General features: G+C 56.0%; 14 protein-coding genes. 7 read left to right on the top strand and 7 right to left on the bottom strand.

What is annotated here, in order from left to right; translation table 11 throughout:
- Positions 1-32: 32 nt before the first annotated feature.
- Positions 33-800, bottom strand: coding sequence for a 1-(5-phosphoribosyl)-5-[(5-phosphoribosylamino)methylideneamino]imidazole-4-carboxamide isomerase (gene hisA, locus ABJK56_RS12530; protein ID WP_347245006.1), 768 nt, complete (start codon positions 798-800; stop codon positions 33-35).
- Between the two features lie 253 nt (positions 801-1,053).
- Between hisA and ABJK56_RS12535 the strand changes: the two genes are divergently transcribed.
- On the top strand, positions 1,054-1,269 hold the full coding sequence (locus ABJK56_RS12535; protein ID WP_347245007.1) for a dodecin: 216 nt from the start codon (positions 1,054-1,056) through the stop codon (positions 1,267-1,269).
- A 101-nt stretch (positions 1,270-1,370) separates the two neighbouring features.
- Here the strand turns inward: ABJK56_RS12535 and ABJK56_RS12540 are convergent, their stop codons facing one another.
- Positions 1,371-2,024, bottom strand: coding sequence for an MBL fold metallo-hydrolase (locus ABJK56_RS12540; protein WP_347245008.1), 654 nt, complete (start codon positions 2,022-2,024; stop codon positions 1,371-1,373).
- 228 nt (positions 2,025-2,252) lie between these two features.
- Here ABJK56_RS12540 and ABJK56_RS12545 point away from each other — a divergent pair, with 228 nt between their 5' ends.
- Positions 2,253-3,146: a DUF1571 domain-containing protein gene (locus ABJK56_RS12545; RefSeq protein ID WP_347245009.1), complete on the top strand. Its 894-nt coding sequence runs from the start codon at positions 2,253-2,255 to the stop codon at positions 3,144-3,146.
- A 26-nt stretch (positions 3,147-3,172) separates the two neighbouring features.
- On the opposite strand, the gene ABJK56_RS12550 is transcribed toward ABJK56_RS12545, so the two are convergent.
- Both ABJK56_RS12550 and pheA read right to left on the bottom strand, forming a co-directional pair.
- A complete protein-coding gene (locus ABJK56_RS12550; protein WP_347245010.1) occupies positions 3,173-3,646 on the bottom strand; it encodes a putative molybdenum carrier protein in 474 nt (157 codons plus the stop codon).
- Positions 3,647-3,824: 178 nt separating this feature from the next.
- Entirely contained in the window at positions 3,825-4,946 is a 1,122-nt protein-coding gene (gene pheA / locus ABJK56_RS12555) for a prephenate dehydratase (RefSeq protein ID WP_347245011.1), read from the bottom strand.
- A 696-nt stretch (positions 4,947-5,642) separates the two neighbouring features.
- On the opposite strand from pheA, the gene ABJK56_RS12560 reads away from it, so the two are divergent.
- The 5 genes from ABJK56_RS12560 (at position 5,643) to ABJK56_RS12580 (ending at position 13,918) form a co-directional block, all read left to right on the top strand.
- Complete coding sequence (locus tag ABJK56_RS12560; RefSeq protein ID WP_347245012.1) at positions 5,643-6,287, top strand: class I SAM-dependent methyltransferase; 645 nt, start codon at positions 5,643-5,645, stop codon at positions 6,285-6,287.
- Between the two features lie 104 nt (positions 6,288-6,391).
- The gene (locus ABJK56_RS12565) at positions 6,392-6,853 is read left to right on the top strand and encodes a hypothetical protein (protein ID WP_347245013.1); all 462 of its coding nucleotides are present in this window, start codon (positions 6,392-6,394) and stop codon (positions 6,851-6,853) included.
- Between the two features lie 649 nt (positions 6,854-7,502).
- Positions 7,503-9,950 carry a hypothetical protein gene (locus ABJK56_RS12570; RefSeq protein WP_347245014.1) on the top strand — a complete coding sequence of 816 codons (2,448 nt, stop codon included), beginning with the start codon at positions 7,503-7,505 and terminating at the stop codon, positions 9,948-9,950.
- A gap of 419 nt (positions 9,951-10,369) precedes the next feature.
- Positions 10,370-12,367, top strand: a complete 1,998-nt coding sequence (locus ABJK56_RS12575) for a PSD1 and planctomycete cytochrome C domain-containing protein (RefSeq protein WP_347245015.1) — start codon at positions 10,370-10,372, stop codon at positions 12,365-12,367.
- 105 nt (positions 12,368-12,472) lie between these two features.
- Positions 12,473-13,918, top strand: coding sequence for a DUF1501 domain-containing protein (locus tag ABJK56_RS12580; RefSeq protein ID WP_347245016.1), 1,446 nt, complete (start codon positions 12,473-12,475; stop codon positions 13,916-13,918).
- A gap of 77 nt (positions 13,919-13,995) precedes the next feature.
- Here the strand turns inward: ABJK56_RS12580 and ABJK56_RS12585 are convergent, their stop codons facing one another.
- From ABJK56_RS12585 to ABJK56_RS12595, 3 genes are all read right to left on the bottom strand, one after another.
- A complete protein-coding gene (locus ABJK56_RS12585) occupies positions 13,996-17,475 on the bottom strand; it encodes an FAD-dependent oxidoreductase (protein ID WP_347245017.1) in 3,480 nt (1,159 codons plus the stop codon).
- Positions 17,476-17,643: 168 nt separating this feature from the next.
- On the bottom strand, positions 17,644-18,453 hold the full coding sequence (proC, locus tag ABJK56_RS12590; protein WP_347245018.1) for a pyrroline-5-carboxylate reductase: 810 nt from the start codon (positions 18,451-18,453) through the stop codon (positions 17,644-17,646).
- A 28-nt stretch (positions 18,454-18,481) separates the two neighbouring features.
- Positions 18,482-21,712, bottom strand: a complete 3,231-nt coding sequence (locus ABJK56_RS12595) for a family 78 glycoside hydrolase catalytic domain (RefSeq protein ID WP_347245019.1) — start codon at positions 21,710-21,712, stop codon at positions 18,482-18,484.
- Positions 21,713-21,732 lie beyond the last annotated feature (20 nt).

Genomic DNA, 21,732 nt, shown 5'->3' on the forward strand with positions numbered 1-21,732 from the left:
TCACCGCAGAGTTCCGAAAAACCGCGTTTGGTTCACCCTCCCTGCTCCGAGTTGGCCGAGGCCGAACTCTCTTGGGTTGCGCCATGGTCTCCGGCGACCTCCAGGGCTTCCCGAAGGCTGAATCGCTGTTCATATAGGGCGCGGCCCAAAATACAGCCCGCCAGGCCCGCTGCCTTCAACGCACGGATGTCCTCGAGGGTCGCAATCCCCCCCGAGGCGATGACAGGGACGGTGACGGATCGTTGCATTTCGGCCATTGCAGCCACGTTGACCCCTTTAAGCATGCCATCACTCGCAATGTCGGTGTAAACGATGGCCGCGAGCGGCTCGCCTTCAAATCGCCGCGCCACGTCGATAGCTGGTTCCCGTGTGGTTTCCAGCCACCCATCAGTGGCAACCAGTCCATCTCGAGCGTCCAGCCCGAGGACAATGTGCCCCGGAAACTTTCGACAGAGCTCCCGGAACCATTGCGGATCCTTGATGGCCCGGGTGCCAATCACCACCCTCGCCACTCCTGTTTTGAGGAGCTCTGCCACAGTCTCCATCTGCCGCAATCCCCCGCCGACCTGGCAGACGAGACCCGTCGCCTGAATAATCTTGATTATTATGGGAAAATTAATAGGGTTTCCTGTCCTTGCCCCATCCAAATCCACAATGTGAAGGCGTCTTGCTCCAAGCCGCTGCCAGTGGTGTGCCATTTCGACGGGATCCTCGGCATACACCGTTTCGCGGTTGAAATCCCCCTGGCACAACCTCACGCACCGGCCGCCTCTGATGTCGATTGCGGGCCAGACCTCCACTGCGTTTTCTCCTCGCAGCTCGCTATTTTGAGCACCGGTGTAAAACCTGTAATATGACACATTCCGCTTGCGCCTTCAAGTCGGCACGAGCTTTGATAGAAGGGGCGAGCGCGCGTGTGCCGACCGTAATCTGTATCCCCGGGATACACACCTCTCTCCCACGACACTGGCGTCATGATGTACAATCAAAGGCACCCAAGTAACTCATTTCTGCAAGAACAGTGCCTTTGCAGCCAAAGGGAAGGACCCAACGATGTCTAACGCAGTGTACAAGAAGATTCAGCTTGTCGGGACGTCGACGCAGTCATTCAGCGACGCGGTGGCGCAGGCCGTCAAAAAGGCAGCGACCATGGAGAAAAATCCTTCCTGGTTTGAGGTGGTCGAGCTGCGTGGATCGATCGCGGATGGAAAGGTGGCGCAGTACCAGGTCACTGTCAATATTGGTTGTCGGATTATAGACGAAAAGTGATTCACCATTCGCACAGACGATAACTCAATCGGTAACGACAGCGACAAAATTAACGGGCAGGAGCAGTACATAATCGGTGCTGTATGATCCTTGTCCGAAGGTTATCCGCGGACAAAAGGATTGTGGGTTTTCTCGCGCTCCACGGTGGTCGGAGGGCCGTGACCTGACCACAGTTGCGTCTCTGAGGGCAAGGAGTAGATCTTCGACCTAATTCCTTCCTCCAGGAGTTCGAAATCTCCGCCCGGGAAGTCCGTTCGTCCAATACTCCCGGCAAAAATCACGTCGCCTACAAAAGCGAGGGGTGGGGTAGTGTCGTTCAGGAGGTAAATGACGTGCCCTTCGGAGTGCCCGGGGACTTCGCGGACGAGGATTCTCATGCCCGCGTACTCCAGAATTTGGCCGTCCTCCACGAGCTTGTCTGCGGGTGGCGTTACTAGAGGAAATCCGAAGTCCGCTGAGAGGTTGAGATGGGGATCGGTCAATTTGTCCGCGTCGCGTTTGCCGACCACAATCTCAGTCGCCGGCCAACGCTCCTTGACGGCTTCCACGCCTGCGATGTGATCTGCATGCCCATGGGTGATCAGGATCGCCGCCGGGGCGAGACCGAGATTGACTATATTTCGAATGATTTTTCCCCAATCGAGCCCCGGATCGATGACCACACAATCGGAGCGGTTATCCCGATAGACAATGTAGCAATTCTGGCCAAACATAGCCGAGACAATCGTAATCACTTTGGGATCTCGTTGTTCCACTCCGGTCTCCTTTAAAATGGGTAATGTCGTAAGGCGGGAAACGTAGTAAAAATGGGTTTCGGATAGGTATTAGAGAAAGCGATCGCATGAGTTTAACCATTTTAATAACTGACACGAGCGAACGCGATATCCCATTAAGACGGGCGAGAGCATTGCGCTTTCTGCTACTGGACTTTTTAAACCCTTACGTGATGACAACCACTTAACTATTGATGTGGAGGCGATCGGATGTCACTGAGGCGATTTCTTTTCTCTTCCTGTCTTCTGGTCGTAGCTGTGGCTGAGGTGATGTATTGCAGCGGTCTGCCAGCCCAGCAAGTGAATGATCCACCTAAGCAACTGGCGGGTGCACCGGGCCAACTAAGGATTGCCGATCGATCTGCGCCCCAGGAAAACGCGGTTGTGGAACACCCCCTGATGCCTGCCATCCGCTGGGCTTATCAGGGCCTTCAGGACATCCAAAAAATTCAAGATTACTCGGCGATCATGGTCAAGCGTGAGCGGATTGACGGAAAATTGAACGATCCCGAATATGCGTTCGTCAAGATTCGCCACAAGCCGTTCAGCGTTTACATGTATTTCCTGGAACCGGCTTCAGTAAAGGGACAGGAAGTAATCTACGTGGAGGGTGCAAACGGCGGCAAGATGTGGGCCCATCCTGCGGGGATCCGCAACAGGCTCATCGGCACGGTGTCGCTCGATCCTACGGGGCCTATTGCCATGCAGAATAGTCGGTATCCTATTACAGAAATTGGGATCCTCAATCTTGTTCGCCGGCTCATCGAGGTGGGTGAACAGGATATGAAATATGGAGAGTGTGAGGTCAAGTTTTTTGAGGGCGCAAAAATTAACGATCGTACTTGTACGTGCATTCAGGTGGTGCATCCGGTACCACGGCGCAACTTTCGGTTCCATCTTGCTCGTATCTATGTGGATACGGAGTACAACCTCCCGATTCGTTACGAGTCGTACGATTGGCCGACGGAGCCAAATGGCCCACCACAGCTTATCGAAGAGTACACTTACCTGAATATCAAGCTTAATAATGGTTTCACGGACATGGACTTCGACATTCGGAATCCGAATTACGACTTTCGGGTCAAAGAGAAAGAGGGGCAGTGAGGAGACTATTCACCTAACTGAGGCAGTCACCGTCCAAAGTGCGCCATCTTTGTGAAAAGGGCGTCCAAAACCCACTTAGCCCGGGCGTAAATGCCCGGGCAAGTGCTTTCTCGCGGGCCCGCTACATTAAGCACGCGAATCTTATGCAAGCGGAGCCACTCGATAATGCGCTGAGCTAGTCGCTCCGGATCCGTCACTGATGAAAGATCCACCACCAACAGAGGCTTGTTGTACCGCAAAGCGAGGACTGCCGTAAGGCGAGTACCTCCCGTCAGATTCTCGCGCGTCAGGATCAAGGTGCCGTCAGAGTCCCGGACATTCCATTCGGTGCGCACCGCATACTCGCTTGTGGGGGTTTCCATCAACGGATACATCTCGGGAATTCGGCCGTCCTCGGCGAGGCGGCCAGCGGGACACCAGCCTCCGGACAGGAGATTATTGTCTCGGGCGGCATCGAGGGCGGCTCGATCAACTCCCGTTTGGCCGCCACTGATGACCACAAAGGGCGCCTCGGTCCTCAGCCAGGGTGGAACAGGATTTCCAGAGCAGTGAGGCCCCTCTGATAGTTTCACAGAGTTCGCATGAAAACCTGTTTCCATTGTGTGCACGTGAAGCCCCCGCTGCTTCCAATTTCTAGAGGGATGCTTGTCCTGGAGCACTCGTGGGTTTGTCGTCGGGTCAGGTGCTTACCGGAGCAGTCACAGGATAAGAACCGAGAATCTCCAATCTTTGTGTCTTGCTTTTGAGTGCATTCAAGGCCCGGCGCACCCGCTGCTCCGACTCGTGGCCCTCCAATTCCACGAAGAAATAGTAAGCCCCTCGACATCCGGGCGACGGGAACGATTCGATCCAAGTGAGATTGAGACGGTTGCGCTTGAACACGTTCATGGCATCTGCCAGGGCCCCAGGTTTGTGTTCCACCTGAAACATGAGGGCTGTCTTGTCGTTGCCGGTTCTCGGGCATGTCTGATTTCCAATGATCGCAAAACGCGTCGTATTTCCCGGATTGTCTTCGATATTCTCCGCAAGCGGCGTTAATCCATAAAAGACACCGGCCTGAAGACTTGCTATGGCTGCCGCCCCTGGCTTCTCCGAGGCGAGTTGTGCCGCGGTTGAAGTGCTTGTGACCTCGATAAGACGGGCGCCTGGGAGATGTTTGGCCAGCCAGTTCCGGCATTGAGACAAAGCCTGCGGACGGCTATACACCTCCCGAATCTCAGAGCGCGGGCATTTCGCCAGCAGCGTGTGATGAATTTCCAGCTCCACTTGGCCGCAAATTCGCGCCGGGGTGCGGATGAACATATCCAGTGTGTCAGCGATGCGGCCGTCCGTGGAATTTTCCAAAGGTACGATTCCGAACTGGGCGTGACCTCGGAGCACCTCTTCAAAAACCGCCGCGATGCTCCCCACAGCAACGTATTCCACCTGCTGGCCAAATCGGTGAATGGCTGCGAGGTGACTGTAGCTGTACTGAGGGCCAAGGTAAGCCACCCTAAGAGGCTTGATGAGCGACCGGCAGGCGCTAAGGAGTTCACGAAAGATCGCCTGTGTCGCCGCCCGGCTCAACGGTCCAGGGTTTTTTTCCAGGACCGCGGCCAGTTGCCGATCTTCATCTGAGAGCTGGAAATCGGGCTCCCCCGCCTCTTTGCGCAATTCGGCCAACTGGAGGCTGAGCTCGGCGCGGCGATTTATGAGTGCGAGGAGATGCTGATCCAGGTCCTGCAGCGCCTGTTGGACTTTGCTGGCCGTCGGTTTCCCGCTCACACCGAAGGACTTGGCAGATTTTAGGCCTTTGGCCATGACAACACCTTACGCTGACGTCTTTGGCTGGTCATGCAAACCCCCTTTCCCCCTTGTAGTTACGCAACGGTGGGTTGTCAATCTACCCTCCGAGTGGGCACCCCCAGTTAAAAATGGCGAAAATGCACGGGCCGTAGGATTCTTATTTGCATCAAGTGTGCACTTTGCAGTGATATGACGTGTCAAAGAATGTATTTGTCATGTGCAACTGATTGGCAGGATGACGTGAAGGTTCGTCAGGTGCATCGTCGCTGTTGCTCGATGAGAGAGCGTGATTGCCGCGGAGCACGGGTTGTCACTCTGCTGTCGCGCTGTTGGCCGTTGTGCCGGTAGCCCGTAGCAGTGCCCTCATGTGTCGACATGTCCTGCGGCGCTGTCACCCTCACTATTTGTGGTGTTTTCGGTCAGGTGTCGGATATATCTTCCCCCTTTCAGTGAGAACTGAGAACTCCGCGAGTACATTCGTCATTTGTGGAGTGTTGCTTCGCGTCGCTCGCTGCGGAAGGGTTTCCCGGCCTTGTTAATGTGTTACCATAAGGAAGTTCGGGGATTTTCAAAGGCCGACGGGCACGAGTTGGGAATTCGCGTGTAAAATCGGGCAGGTGCACTTTGCAGCGAATGCCACCGAGATTCCACGAAGTCGAATAGGGACCGAATCGTTTGTGATACCGGGTAGAGAAGAACGGACCATTGGCTATGGCGGCGAGTTTGCGAAAGTATCGTGCGCCTTCCGCTGCTGATTGGGATACGGTGTACCGAGAAGGCTTACCCCCATGGGAAATGGGAATCCCATCCCCTGCACTGGAAGAGTTTCTGAAACGGGAACCCAGTCGTAGGGCAAGTGTGTTAGAGTTGGGATGTGGTACCGGAGCCGATGCGGTACTCCTCGCTCAAAGGAAATTGGATGTCACGGCCATTGACTTTGCGCCCACGGCAATTGAAAGGGCCCGAACACGGGCCCAGCGGGCCGGGGCCCGGTTGTGTCTCGTTCTGGAAGATGTTTTTCTGTATAACTACAAGGGTGCGACATTCGATCTCGTATACGATTGTGGATTTTATCAATATGTTCGGTTGTGGGAGCTGTCGAGACTTCTCGATCTGCTGTGGCGTGTGACAAAGCCCGGATCGTATTATCTTTCGGTCAGCTATTGTGGAACGGAGGAATTTCCCGGATTGACGAGCGTCACGGAAGATAACATTAGATGGGAATTAGGAAGATTGTTCGAATTGAAAGAGTTGGTCACATTTCGTTTTTACTCCCCGTTGCAGCGGAAAGAGATCGAAGGCATTTCGGCGCTGTTATACCGTCCGCAGCCTAAACGATCAGACGAACAGGAGTGAGGTGGCAATCAGTGTGCTAGAATGCCCGCCAATGGGATCTTCGAAGAGAATGTCTTGAAAAGAACAAGTTATCAACTTGTGCTTGTACGGAAAGGATGCTCAGGATGAAGACGTTGGCTATCTGGATCTTCTTTGTCGTAGCGGTGACACTCGCCGTTGTGTCCACGGGGTGCCGAAAGGGCTCCGGGACGGGCGAAGGACAACCGGCTGGTTCTTCAACGACGGTTCATGGTCAGGAAAATCCGTCCATGCCTGATGAGGCTGCGCCGAGTTCGCAGGACAGCGCGAGATCGAGTTTCACTCCTGCCTCTGGTGGGGAGCCGCAAACTCAGCCGTCTAACGCTATGGTGCAAGAGAGGTCATCGGGCGCGTCGTCGAGTCCCGCTCAGCCGCAGCAAGGGGCGGCCTCCTCCCAAGAGGATGAAGGCGATGTTCGTCTCGGCCGGATGGTAAGAGGATTGTTCCGAGCGGCTACCTCTGCCGTTCCCGGCGTTTCCGGACGCGAGGAATCCCAGACGAAAACCGAGGAAGCGCCTTCGTTCAACTCCAACCCACCTCAGAACTGATTGATGAATTGCTTCGTGGTTGCTCATCGCCTGGAGCGTACCCTCGTAATTAAGGGTATGCTCTCAAAAGGGTCGTGCGCTCGTCTCCAGTCATAAATGTCTGGTTGTGAACGCCGCGCTGTTGTCTCGACCATCGTCGCCTGCCAGAGTGCGCGTACAAGGCGATATTCGGCATGTTGACGAGGAGCGGGCACAATTCTGTCGTGGCACGAAAGTTGTCGTTCGGGGCCACGGAAAACAACGGTCAGCCCCACAACTTGTCGTAGTCGGAAATGTTGGGGGAAGGATGCACTTTGAACCGCACCTGGCCTTGACGCCACTTCAATGGGCGTGAACCTCGGTGCAAGTGTTTGCAGGGGTCATACCGGCGCCAGTATAATCATACTTGCGCCCCGGAAGATGGACCCGCTCATGATACGGTGAAACGTTGCGGCCGTGTTAGGAAATCGTGGGGGAAAGTACCGTCGACTGGTCAATATTTCGTCAAAATCCGCTTCGAGTTGGCCAATGCTTTTTCGGCGAAAGTATTTGCAGTCCGGCGGGCTTTTGCTCGCTCGAGGTCATATTGGTTTGTGGGGATAGGCAAACTGCGGTCGTGTGTCGGGTTGGGGTGCAGAACCTCGTCTTCGGAATTGCAGAAGGTGCCACCATGAACGCTCACGGTCAGGAACGCGCCGGATCCGGGCCTTCGGCAGATTTGTCAAATTCTGAAGATGCTCGTTTGGTGGAATTGGCTGAGCGAAACGCAGCCCGATTGGGGTTCCGATTTGTGGACGTGCGGGCTGTTCGCCCTGCCCCTCATGTACTTCGACTCGTGCCGGCGGATTTCGCGCGATCGTACGAGATTCTTCCGATTGAGTTCGATCAAGAACGGCTGGTAGTGGCGATGAGTGATCCGCCGTCACCGGAGATGTCCGATCGACTTCGGTTTGCCCTCGATCATCCAGTCCGGGTGGTTCTCGCCGTTAAAGAACATCTCATCGAGGCCATTGAAAGGGCCTACGGAAAGGGCACGCCGCAAGAGGAAAGTGATCTGCCGACAGAACCGGAGGAGATACCTCCCGCGGCCCCGGTGGAGTTCGTCGAGGTGCGAGAGGAAAAGGAAGCCACCGGAGAAGCGGCGGCTGTGGACCCGGACTCGGCGGAAATCACCCGAGCCATTCAGGCTGTGGTCGGCGAGGCCATCCGGCTGGGAGCTTCCCGGGCGGCTTTGGTCCATTATCACGGGACCACCAAGGTGGGCTATAAAGTGCACGATGGCATCTGCACTCGGGCCGATATCCCTTTCGAGCTTCTCGCACCTATGGCCGCCCGCATGCTGGCAATGGTCAATTTCTATGGTTACGTCAAAGTCGTTGCGCGCGGTGCGGAAAGAAAAATTCGGGTTGGATGTCGAACCACACCCTACGGTTTATCGCTGATCCTGGATTTTGACACCGATAATTCCGCTGTCCAGGCAGCCAAGGAAAAGGCTATTTTGTTGGGATACGCATTTGAGGACCTGGAGCGTGTTCAGATTCCCGCGGAGGTTCTGGCGACTGTTCCTGCGGACATTGCGCGAGCCTATCACGTTTTGCCCCTTTCCGTCAAAGGGGATATCCTTACTCTGGCGTTCGTGGAGCCCCCAACGCCACAGCTTTCGGATGAGCTGCGATTCACACTGGGACGACCTTTTGAGATCGTCCTCGCCCCCGAGGGAAGGATTCGGACACTGGTGGAAAGACTCTATGGCCCCGCTGAGCCCCAGGTAGCGGCGCTTCTCCTCGCAGAGCTAGCACGACCTTCGACGGTGGTTGAAACGCCACGGGCTGTGGAGTGGGCTCGGCCCGTTCCTTCTTCTGGACATCCGGCGGAAGCTATTTTCCAGTACCTGAGGCAATTCGCAACGGAAAAGCTGCTCAATCTTTTTGAGGATGTTCGCCGTCGCCCCAAACTGTGCATCAGATCTGCAGAGAAGTGGCAGGTGGAAGTTGTCATTCCGCGAGCAGAAATGATCTCTGTGCTGCCGCCATCGTTGCGGTCGTACCTGGAGAATCGGCTGTGGCTGGTTCGTGAGAACATCATTGCGCGACTTTTCAATATCCTGGCCCAGAAGGAACAGGTTCGGAGCATTGCCCTGGCTTATGCACTGTATGTAGCCGCGTGTCGCATGTCACAGGGAGAGCGTGAGGTTCCCCTGGACCCGGTGCTGCTCATTGATGAGTGGTTTAACTTTCTGTTTTGTTACGCGCTGAAAGTAAATCCGTCTTTGGAAAGTAATTCGGGTTTGCTTAACTATCTCACAAATCACTCGGAAGAATTTGCCGAGCGAGTGGCCCAGATCGCCGAGGACCCGTCCTTGGTTCATGATACTGGCGCTGCCAAACGGTGGTTGGAAAACCTTTCCCGGCAGGTCGTAGTCCGAGACCTGATCGACGAAAAATGTGGGATCCCGCAATCGATGCTCGATCTGTTCGTGGCGGAGGCTCATCATTACAACGCCTCCCATATGCTGATTGTGCCACGCGATGACCATCTGGAAGTGGTTTATCGGGTGCAGAACCGGCTTTTCGCAACAACCCGATTTCCGGTGTGCTGGTTGTTCCCCGTGTTATCTCGGCTCATGTGCTGTTTGATCGATCACTCAGAATGGCAAACCGCAGTTGCGGGTCAACCGGTCAGGGGGGCGGTCCGACTCGTTGCAACTCCCGCAGGATTGGCCGCGCTAGTCGAGTTTCGCCAGGATCCCCGCGTTGTTGATTCGGCGCAATCGCTGGCCGTAAGCGCGAACTGCCGGTTCATGAGACTTCAGGATGTCGATGTTCCGGCAGAAGCTCTTCAGCTCATGGATATGGGAGTCGCACGCCATCTGGGTTTGCTGCCGCTGGGAATAGAGGGTGACGCAGTGCTGGTTGCCATGGCGCAACCGCCGACCTCGCGACGACTCCAAGAACTTCAGATCCTCTTCAATCGTCCGATCGAGGTTGTCATTGCCCCCGAACCTGAATTGCTGGCGGCGATTTATCGGCATTACCCTCCTCCTCATCGCTTTGAGGCCTCGCCTATGGCAACGTACATCTTCCAGCAGTACACCGGGCTTCTCAAAGCTACCGGGTAAATCGGAGAAGTTTCTCCCGACGCAACTGCTTCTCACGTTATGGCGGGCCAAGCTGCCTACTGGCTCGAGCGACAAGCTGTCCGCCTACTGGCTGAGCCATCCCCACTTTTCCTATGGTGAGGGGAAACGGGCATCCACACGGGTGCGCGTGGGATCGAGATTCAGCCCGGACGGAACTGTTCGTGAGGTCCACATTCCCACGTTTTCGCGGAAAGCACCCCGGCTGCTCAGTTCAGTTGCTGGTGGAACGATAGGGGCGATTCATGAACTGCCCCTACAACACATTGAGCGCTCGACCTCTGAGGTGTCCTTGCTAAAGGTGGGGATCGGTTCGCCGGGCGTCTTATTGACATATGGCAAAATTGTCTATAATAAGTGGCAGAATTTCTGGCGCTCCAGGTTGAATCAGGGAAAATCTCATGGGTATGAGAACTTTAAGCAGCTCGTGCCTCGTGGCCCGGCAGATTCATCGGTTTGTCTTCCTCCTTGGCGCGATCGGAGTTTCTCTGGGTGGTGTGCGACAGGCGTGGGCGGAGCCAGCAACGGACTCCAGCTCGCGCGGAGGGGAAACACGTGTTGATTTCGTGCACGAGATTGCACCTGTGATTCAGAAGCGCTGCGGTGAGTGCCACGTCGGGCAACGCTCAGAAGGAGGACTTTCTTTCAATACACGACAGTCCGTGCTGAAGGCCGAAGTAATCGTCGTCGGCCGTCCGGAAGAGAGCGAGCTAGTGCGACGCATCTCGTCGAATGATCCCGATGAGAGGATGCCGCCCAATGGGCCGCCTTTGGATCGGGAGACCATTGAAAAGATCAAGCTCTGGATCGCCCAGGGTGCAGCGTGGGAAGAGGGCTATACGCTCAATCCTCAGGGAGGCCACACCGAACCACCGCTTCAGCTAGCTGACGTGACGATTCCACCCGCGGACCACGAACTTACTCATCCGATCGATCGCCTCGTACGGGAGTATTTTCGGGCGCACAACATCGCTTTTCCGGCAGTGGTGGATGATCAAACATTCCTACGGCGAGCGGGTTTCGACCTCGTGGGGCTTCCGCCCACGCCCGAAGAAGTAGCAGAGTTTCTGGCGAATTCGGCTCCGGATAAGCGGGAGCGCTGGATCCGACGCCTTCTCGATGACCGAACGGCTTACGCCGACCACTGGATGTCTTTCTGGAACGATCTGCTGCGCAATGACTACACGGGCACCGGGTACATCGATGGTGGTCGAAAGCAAATTTCCGGATGGTTGTACACAGCGCTCTACCACAACATGCCCTATGACGAATTTGTGCGCGAGCTCGTAGCGCCCTCCAGTCCTGAGTCGGAAGGCTTTATGCGGGGTATTAAATGGCGGGGAAATGTGAATGCAAGCCAGCGTGTGGAATTGCAATTCGCCCAGACGACGTCGCAGGTGTTTTTGGGCATCAATATGAAGTGTGCCTCCTGTCACGATAGCTTTATCGACCGGTGGAAGCTGACAGACGCCTACGGTCTGGCAGCCATCGTGGCGGAAGAGCCGCTGGAGATTCATCGGTGCGATAAGCCGACTGGCCAGCGGGCGGAACCGCACTTCCTCTATCCTGAGCTTGGCGATATTGACCCCAACCAGCCGCCGAAGGAACGGCTCAAGCAATACGCTCGCTTGCTAACTGTGGCTGATAACGGCCGAACCAGTCGGACGATTGTCAATCGAATTTGGCATCGTCTCATGGGCCGGGGTCTGGTGCATCCAGTGGACATGATGTCACAACCGGCGTGGTCACCGGAGCTGCTGGATTACCTCGCGAGGTACCTGGTTGATCATAAGTGGGATTTGAAAGAGTTGATCTACCACATCTGCACGTCGCGAATCTATCAGGCGGTGTGTGACGAATCGGCGACGCCGGGGGAAGAAAAATATGTGTTTCGTGGTCCCCTGCCCCGGCGTATCACGGCAGAGCAGTTTTGTGATACTGTGTGGCGACTGACCGGGAGCAGTCCGGCCAAGCCGGCATTTAACCCACCAGTCCCCGAGCGCAAGGCCGATTTTGTGCGGGCATCACTGACTGTTGCGGATGCTTTTCAGATGGCGCTTGGTCGGCCGCAACGGGACGTAGTCGTCTCCACTCGGCCGGAGGCCATCACCACCCTTCAGGCTCTGAACTTATCTATTGGCCCGAGGCTGCACCAGGACCTGGAAGCCGGAGCGCGGAATCTCATTCAAAAGTTTGCCGAGAAACCTGCGAATGACCTGATCCTGCATATATACCTGATGACTTTGACGCGAGAGCCAACTCCGGCGGAACAGCAGGTTATGAAAGATGTCCTTGACATTGATACTTGGGAGGTCCCCACGCGGGATCTGGAGGCTTCCCGGGTGGCGGACCTCGTGTGGATGATCGTTATGCTGCCCGAGTTTCAAACAGTCCACTGAACGTGGGCGGCGTGTAACGTTGTTCGCACAGAGCGGCACGCAATGAACGTTTTTTTTAGAAACGTAATGGAAAAGTGTTGCAGGGGGTCAGAAGGAGGTGTGGAAATGATGTCGGATAAGATTCCTTTTGATACGCAAATAACGCGACGAAATTTCCTTAAATGGACGGCTGGGGCAACCGCGGCAACTTATCTGTTGGGTGAACCACGTCTTTTGGCCAATCCTGCGCCTGCCGCGCCAACACCTCGCGCCGATTGCTGCGTCCTGCTGTGGATGGCCGGTGGTATGGCGGCCCCGGAGACGTTTGATCCAAAGCGCTATGCGCCGTTTGCCAAAGGTTTACCAGCTAGCGAGATTTTGAGTACGTTTCCTGCTATCGACACGGTTCTCCCTGGTGTCAAAATCTCGCAGGGACTGGAGAATATCGCCCAGATTCTGGATCGGGGGACGCTGATCCGTTCCCATGTGTTGCCAGACCTGGGGCACATTCTCCACTCGCGTCACCAGTACCACTGGCACACGGGTTATGTACCTCCGCAAACGGTGGCGGCGCCCCATATGGGAGCGTGGATGGCACGGCTCCTTGGGCCACGCAACCCTGCTATTCCGCCGTTCATCGTGATTGGTCAGCGCCTCGAGGGAATTGGGGAGAAAGAGGAGTTGAAAGCGTTCCACACGGGAGGTTTTCTGGGCGCTGAATATGACCCGTTCCTCATCCCGTATCCGGAACAGGCTCTTGAGGCGGTGCAGCCTCCACAGGGGATGACACCATCCCGGTTTGAAAGCCGTTACCAATATTATCGAAAACTCGCTGAACTGGATCCGCGCTACAGAGATGCCAGTGATTTCCATCGCACATCGATTTTGCGGGCCATGGAAAACGCCCACCGATTGCTCTCATCTCCGCAGCGGACAGCCTTTGATATCTCAGAGGAACCGAAGTCGGTGTATGAGAAGTACAATACGGGCAGGTTTGGGCTGGGTTGCCTTTTGGCGAGACGCCTGGTGGAAGCCGGGGCTCGTTTCATCGAAGTCAGCACAGAATATGTGCCGTTCGAAGGATGGGACACGCACGAGAACGGCCATTTGCGCTACACCAAGATGAAAGAACTCATCGACCGTCCGATCGCCCAATTCATTCTGGATCTGGAAGAGCGCGGACTGCTGGATAGAACACTGGTCATCGTGGCCAGCGAATTCAGTCGGGACATGCTCATCGAGGGTGTTCCCGGAAGCAATGCGCGGGATCAATCGCGGGCACCGGCTGATAAGATGGAGGAAATGATTCATTACGGACTCCACCGGCATTTTACCGGGTCAAGTTCCGTGCTTCTGTTCGGCGGAGGAATCCGGCGAGGTGTGGTATTTGGGGAGTCGGCGCCCGAGCGACCATGTCTCGCCATAAAGGATCCCATCGGTGTTACCGATCTTCATGCGACGATTTACACGGCCATGGGCATTTCGCCACAAACGGCGATGGAGGTAGAACGACGCCCGTTCTACGTCACTCAGGATGGCAAAGGTCGCCCAGAAATGCGGCTTTTCGCGTGATCGTTGTTCCCGCTTGGCGACCTGTATTGGTCCCGGAAAGAATCGGAAGATGGAACACCAGATCCCGGACGATTCGCTTACTTCCTCTCTGGAGGACCTTTGTCGAGTACAGCCTTGGCGTGGCGGGCCAGATGCCCCCGAAGATCCTCCGTGTAAGCCCGAAGAATTTGTTCGCCAATACCCCCATAATCTCCGCAGCGATACAGAGCACGGGCTAGTGACAGCTCACGGATGGAATCCCGCCGCGTCTTGACGGCATCGGTTCCGCCGGGGCTCGCCTGGTCGAAACGGATGGCATCCTCCACCGTGCGGTGGACGTATCCCGTCATCCCGGGAATCGTGAGCAATTCGGCCAGCGGTCGTGCAGCCCGAGGATCTCCGATCATCTCCAGAGCCAGGGCTACCGCTCGGAAATGCGAGAATTCCGACTCCGGTTTGAGCAGACGCATTTTCTCCAGAATCACGGGAACAGCGCGGGGGTCTCGGGTTCGGCCCAGGGCAATGATCAGTTGATCAAGCCGACTGAGGGCGCTTCCAAATTGACCCATCCCTCGGTAGTCCCAGCCCTTATCCCAGTCTGCATACTTGCGCACTTCGTTGATCAGGGTATCCAGCCCGGTGGCATCTCCCAGCACAGCCAGGACATGCGCGTAGATCACGCGCTCCTCTTCGGTATCCGCCTGCTGATAGGCCTCGCGAACCATCGGGCGGGCAATATCGGCATGAGCGAGTACAATCGCGGCACCTTCGTAGTTATTCTTGAGACGGTCAACGGCCTCACGCACTTTTTCGGGCGAATACGGGAGCGAATCTTTCTCGGTAAGCACCTCTTCCGGAAGATTGCCCATCTCTATAAGGTGACGCTGGAGGGCTTTCACATCCAACTCGCGGACCGGTATGTCTTGAGCAGCAATCCAGGCAGCGGCAACACCGGCAGCGTAACCCTGATTCTGAATATCGGCTTGCATCCGGATGAGTGGTAAGGCATCCCGATGGGCACTGATGCCCAAGCCTGTCACGAGAATTCCCTCCAATCCCCTGGGAATGAGGCAGCGGTACGGGATATTGACGCGGAAGCCTTTCTTTTCCGGATGCTCCAGTTCAAGATAGGGATCGACCGTGAAACCATGCGTATCGAAATTGCTGTAGGCGACACAAATAGTGTCGGGATAGGTTCGCTGCAGCATCTGATCGAGGATCGTCATAGTGAACTCACCGACGATCCGCCGGCGTTCTCGGGTGTCCACCAGCCGTCCCTGATCGAACGCCTTGCTGTACTTGAGCTTCGAATAGACAAACACATGCCACACATCCATGACATCCGTTTCATCCGTGATCGTGAAGTCTGTATTGGCGTACGTGGCTCCGAGATCCCGCGGGGGCAAACCCGTTCCCTGAACGGCGGGTTCCGTGTCATCTGTGTACATTGTCTCTGCACCGGCCGCAGCCGCAATGTCGGCGTTTCCTGTGGAGTCCACGACAACGTCCGCAAGGACGACACCTCGACCGAATGGCGTGCTCACTACCACGCCCGTTACCTTGTTGTTTACAACAACGGCACCGCATCCCAAACAACTCATCCAGATTTCGGCATTGGCTTTGAGCAGTTCGCTTCGCCACCATTCAGCCTTCTGCTCTATGACCCATGTGGGACGTCCCTGGTCTACGGTCGCAGTGAACCCCACCCGATTTCCCCAGTAATAAGATGAAATGGCCCCCGATGTTCCTACTCCGCCCAGCGTCGTGAGGTATTCGACGACAAGCGTTTTTGCTCCCTGTCGTGCCGCGCCAATTCCGGCGGCTGCTCCACCCGTGCCCCCGCCGACTACCACGACATCGAAGTGGCCGAGGACCGGTAATGCGGCAATATCTTGAGGAATTCTGGGATACTCATGGACCGGCCGGAGTCCATACAGAAACTCCCGGATTTCACCAGGCAAGGACGTTTCTGCCTTGCTTGCCACCACTCGCGGTGTTTTGGGCGTGGGAAGCATTTTGGCTTTTCGGGCGATCTCCGTTCCCAACCGCTCGCCGAGGGCCATCAGATTCACCGGGCGCAGCAGCTTCTCTGCCTGCTGGCGAGATACTCCCGCGCATCCACCTAGAATCCAAAGACGATCAGTTCCCTTTGGAGCCAGCGCACCGAGAGCAATGGCCGCGATCCCACGCCACTCGCCATCACACGGTTGCTGTGCTAACACGGGATCGGGCGGCACTTCGAAAAGCATATCCGAAGTGAATTGCTGCTCGGGATGATACGTGAGCGTTCTCGCCAGTTGTTCCGCCTTGGCCCAACTGTGCCAGGAGGCATCTTCCATAGGAAGCCGCAGCGTGTATTCGATAATCTTGAAGACACCACTCGAGGTACGGGCACGATTGGGATAGGGACCAATAAAAGGTGGGTCGATCACACGAGAAGTGACGCCCTCAGCCTGAACCGGCTCGCCGCCCACCACCACACGCTTGAATGTGTGGAGCCCAGCGGGATAGGGTTCAAATTGAGCTCCGGCAAAACGAGCAACAATAGCCCGCGGGGTTGCATCGATAATTGTCCTGGCCAGAATGACCTGTCTACCTGCCCGATTCGCAATAACCACGCCACAGATTTCCCCGGTCTCGTCCCGGACAACGTCGGTTGGGTAGGAGCTGTACAAAAAAGGAACTTTAGATTCCAGCAGATAGGCGTCGAGTGTTTGCTTCACGTGGAGAGGACGTGGCGGAGGAATGCGAGCAGGTTGCGAGAGAGATTCTTTTTCTGGTGGGCCGAGAAGTTCGAGCTCGCCCAGAAGCATGCGGTTCACATCGGGTGCCTTACGCACATGAACTTTTACAAAACGCACTGTTTGAGGTCCAATATCCAAGAAGATGGGCACCGGAATATCAGCTCCCGCCGCGGGGGGAGCTGATGCTTCCACAGAGCCCACGTTCTGCCACGTATTACCGTCAGTACTGATCGCTACGTCGATGCCCGCTACTTTAAATCCAACGTCCGGATCCGCATTCCGCCAAAAAGCTACCAGATTCACGCGGTCAATGAGTTTTGGCTCCCCGAGATCTGCGGTGATTGTGACGTCACTATTAAATTGGACGCTCTGAGTTGGGGCCTCCTGGTACTTACCATCGTTCAGCATGCTGGGTGGTTGCGTATCCCGGTGCTTGGGATCACTCGGCACGTCCACGGTGTATGTGTACGGGTAGCGCGGTCGAGCGGGTTCTTGGCTGGGTCGGTGAGGATCTGTATACACTCTCCGGGCCAGGTCGGTCGTCAATTCTTCTCCGTCTTCCAGCCATAACTGGAGGGTGGCCGTGACATCGTCGCCGAGGTAAGGCTGTTGCGCTACCAGGAAAACCCGCGCGCCTTCTTTAGCCGCTGCCACTGCCGCTGCAACTGCCCCCGTGGTTCCTCCGATAATCGCCACGTCCACATTTGCCACCACCGGGAGAGTGCGGGCCGATTGTTGAATGAACTCATCCGCTAACCCGTTCCTACTCAAAAGGGTTGTCCAAAGAATGAGAAACGCTATAACTGGAGAGCACACAGCTCTTACTTCTTTCATGGCAGTCCTCACTCCATTTGAGTGATCTCAACTGCAAAAGCCCCGCAGGTACGCCTGCTTTTTTTAGGTAGCGGGCATCACACTCGAGGCGTGACCTATTTTATGGGAGGTAATTTGGCGTGGTAGCGCCACCTACCAAAACGTCCATTCTTCCAACAGAACATAAGATTATTGCGAGAGTTCGCGGGCACGTCGCCAGGCGGCTTCAACGCCAGCGAAGATGGCTCCCCGAAAACCGTAATGCTCCATGGCCGCCAGCGCTGCGATCGTGGTTCCTCCCGGACTTGTCACCTGGTCTTTCAGGATGGCCGGATGCTGACCGGTTTTCATAACCATCTCTGCAGCACCGCGGACTGTTTGGGCGGCGAGTGTCAACGCCACTTCACGGGAGAGACCGTGCCGGACTCCTGCATCTGTGAGAACTTCGATCATCAGATAGACGTAAGCCGGCCCGGAGCCCGACAGGGCCGTCACTGCATCCAGCAGTTTTTCATCAACCTGGACAGCGATGCCGATCGCCGCGAGAAGCTGCTGCACCAGGCTGGCATCCTCCGGTCCTGCATTTTTCCCCAGTGCGTAGGCGGACGCAGCAAATCCAACCAGTGCGGGAGTATTGGGCATCACGCGGATCACGCGGGTTTGCGTTCCTAGGCCCTCTTCAAGCTGCTGGAGGGAAATTCCTGCCGCGATGGAGATAACGAGTTTTTCGGGTGCAACGCGTCCTCTCAGCTCTTCCAGTACTCTGGGAATTTGCTGGGGTTTAACAGCCAGAACCACCACATCCTGTCGGCGGACCACCTCCAGATTGTTGGGTGTCGTCTCCGCGCCGGTTGCTTCGTGAAATTTTTGGCGAGCTGATTCGCTCGGGTCAGAGGCCAGCATTTGATCGGGGACGAGCAATCCTTTGTGGAGCAACCCCTCGGCCAATGCCCGCGCCATTTGCCCAGCGCCAATAAAGCCGATTTTTTTTGTCATCATGCAGTCTTCCAACGCCTCGGCGATAACTCTATGGGGTGATGACCACGAACTCATACTGACCCGCGGGGGCCTGCAGCACCACCCAATTTCCCTGCTGCAATAGTGTTCTGACGAGCGGACTATCCGCAAGTTGCTGCCCGTTCACGGTAATTCTGGCTCCCGGCCCTGCGGGCACATAGAGGGTTGCCGTCGTGTTGGCAGGAACGATCACTCGCCACTCCCAGGCATTCTTCTCTTTTCGCCAGGCACTGTGAATGTCGCCGCAGATCGAACCATAGCGGGCTTCCACCCAATCCAGACCGTCCGCCACGTGAGGCTTGAGCCGCAATCTTCGGAAGCCTGGCCCATCCGTATCAATCCCGGCCACGTACTGGAACATCCACTGTCCGACTGCGCCAAATGCATAATGGGCGAAAGAATTCATCCCCGGGTCCTGGAATCCTTTTTCAGGTGTCCAGCCGTCCCAACGCTCCCAGATCGTGGTTGCGCCGTGTTTGATTGAAAAGCCCCAGGATGGGAACGTATCGTTCAGAAGCAGCCGGTAGGCTAATGGCGTGTGTCCTGATTCACACAGCACCGGCATCAGGTACGCTGTCCCAATAAACCCTGTGGAAAGATGGTTGTCGCGGCTTCGGATATCCTCCACAAGGTATTCAACGGCCTTGGCCCTCAACTCTTCCGGCAGCAGGTTAAAGTGAAGTGCGAGTACGTAGCATGTTTGGGTGTTGCCTTTAATGCGTCCATCTGTTGCCACGTAAGCCTTTTGGAAGGCTTCACGAATCTTACCGAAAAGCTCATCATAATAGGCTGCCTTGTCTTTCAGTCCCAACGCCCGTGCAGACTCTGCCGTCAAAAAGGTGCTGTAAGCAAAGTAGGCGGTGGCGAGGACGTCTTTCGGTGTATCGGCATTGATTGACAACCAGTCGCCGTATCCCTGTGCAGGACGCAGGAGATCGGTACTGTGAGCGACGCAGTAGGCAATCCATCGTTCCATCGCATCGAAATGTTCCTCCAGGATCCGGCGGTCGTTGTAAACTTGATAAATGGTCCACGGGCAAATGACTCCCGCATCTGCCCATCCGGCCGTTCCTCCACCGAGGGCAACAACCCGCGGTGCGACGTCTGGGAAGTCGCCTTCCGGTCCCTGGGCATCTTCAAGATCCACCAGCCATTTTGTGAAAAAGGCGGCCACGTCGGCGTTGTAAGTGGCCGCGCGAATGAAGATTTGCGCGTCACCCGTCCAACCGAGCCGCTCGTCTCTTTGCGGGCAATCCGTAGGCACAGAGATGAAATTGGCCCGCTGTGTCCACACGATGTTGCTGTAGAGTTGGTTCACCATCGGGCTGGCGCACTGGAAAGAGCCGACGAGCGGAATATCAGAATTGATCGCCAGGCCTGTGATGGCGTCTGGTCCGGGATCGCCCGGATAGCCGGTCACTTCTACATAGCGGAAGCCGTGGAACGTGAAGTGAGGAGCCCAAATCTCCTCTCCCTTACCCTTCAAGATGTAGGTATCTGTCGCCCGCGCTGACCGAAGATTCGTGGTGTAAATGGTTCCATCAGGATTGAGGACTTCGGCAAACCGAAGCTGGACAGCTGTGCCGCGCGGTCCCTTAACCCGCAGCCGGGCAATTCCCGCGAAATTTTGCCCCAGATCGAACACGTACACGCCGGGTCGCGGCTGGGTGATTTTCTTTGGTTTCAGTTCCCCAGTGATCACGACTGGCACACCGGGCTGTGCTTCGAGTTTAGCCGGCACATTCTCAGCGACTCGGACTGCCTGCCATTGCGCGGTATCCAGTCCAGGTTCGGACCAGCCCGGAATTTCCAGACGAGCATCGTATGTTTCCCCTGCGAGGAACTCGCCTTCCAGATGTGGGCCGAAAGTCATCTTCCAGGAACCGTCGGTGATGACTACCTGACGCTCGCCATCGGTGGTTTCGATTTCTAGCTGCATCCATAGCTTAGGATCACGTCCGAAATGGAATCGCTCGCTTTTCCAGCCGATCGCACCTGCGTACCATCCGGCAGCGAGAATTGCGCCGATCGCATTTTCTCCCTGTCGTACCAGTTGAGTCACGTCATAGGTGTTGTAGTAAACCCGCTTTCGATAATCGGTCCACCCAGGGGCAAAGAACTCGTCACTGATTTGGTGGCCGTTAATATGGGCTTCGCCAATTCCCAGGGCACTCAGGTAAAGGGTGGCTTTGCGAATGGGTTTGGTCACTCGGAACTCTTTGCGAAACAGCGCGCACCCGAGGACGTCGAGCCCTTCGGCGCTGATTCTCCCCCAGGGGGCGTCTCCCATTCGGCCGACGATGATCGCCTGGGGCCAGGTACTGTCGTCGAAGTTGACTTGGTTCCATTCCGGTTCGGCCTTTTGACTGCTCTTCCACGTGTCGTCGATGACGTATTCGAGAGGATCGCCCTGGTCGAACTCAATGCGGATTCGTCCGGCTAGCCCTGCTGGCGAGGGGCTTCCATTCGTTGCGAGAATCGCCAAAATGTTTCGGCCAGGGTGGACTCGATTGGTGATGTCCGCCAGTTGTGGGGAGGTGTGCCCACTTCCCCGACCTGCTGGCTGACCATTACAGAATAGTTCGAATGAATCATCGGCTGTGATGAGAAATCGGGCACGCTTGATGGTGCGGTCTATCGGTAGCTCCAAAATCTTGCGGAAATATCGTGGACCGGCCGGGGCTTTTTCCTGCGGATTGGTTCCCTGCTCCGGGTACCACACCCACGGGCAATTTCCAAAATCAAGGGTTCCCCCTTTGGCTGGGTGCACAAGGGGACAGGGGGCTTCGATCCATTGGGCCACTCTGTCCGACTCTTCCAGAAGCCCCATGGACCACATAGCCGGCTCGCTCCATGGACTGACCTGGCCCTGGGCATCCCAGATCCGAACTTTCCAGTAGCAGGTCTGACGCGATTGGAGAGGTTTTCCAGCGTATTCGATCTGATTCATTTCCGACGATTCGACCTTCCCGGAATCCCAGAGGTCTGCCTTGTCTTGTGCTAGCAAATCAGGCGATGACGCGACGAGAATTTGATAGGCCGACTGCGCAGCTCCGTAGCGGTTGTCTTCAATGAGCCAGCTCAACCGCGGCTTTCTGGTACCGATACCCAGTGGATTCACCCGGTATTCGCAACGGAGACTTTTCACCCGAGCCGGACTTTGGGGCTCTGCTGATTTCAGTTCGATTCCCACTGCGAAAACGAGGATGAGTCCTGCACACGCAATTATGCCGTACTTCATGACAGACGCTCCGCTTTTGA

This window comes from Thermogutta sp. (assembly GCF_039793925.1).
Lineage (GTDB): Bacteria > Planctomycetota > Planctomycetia > Pirellulales > Thermoguttaceae > Thermogutta.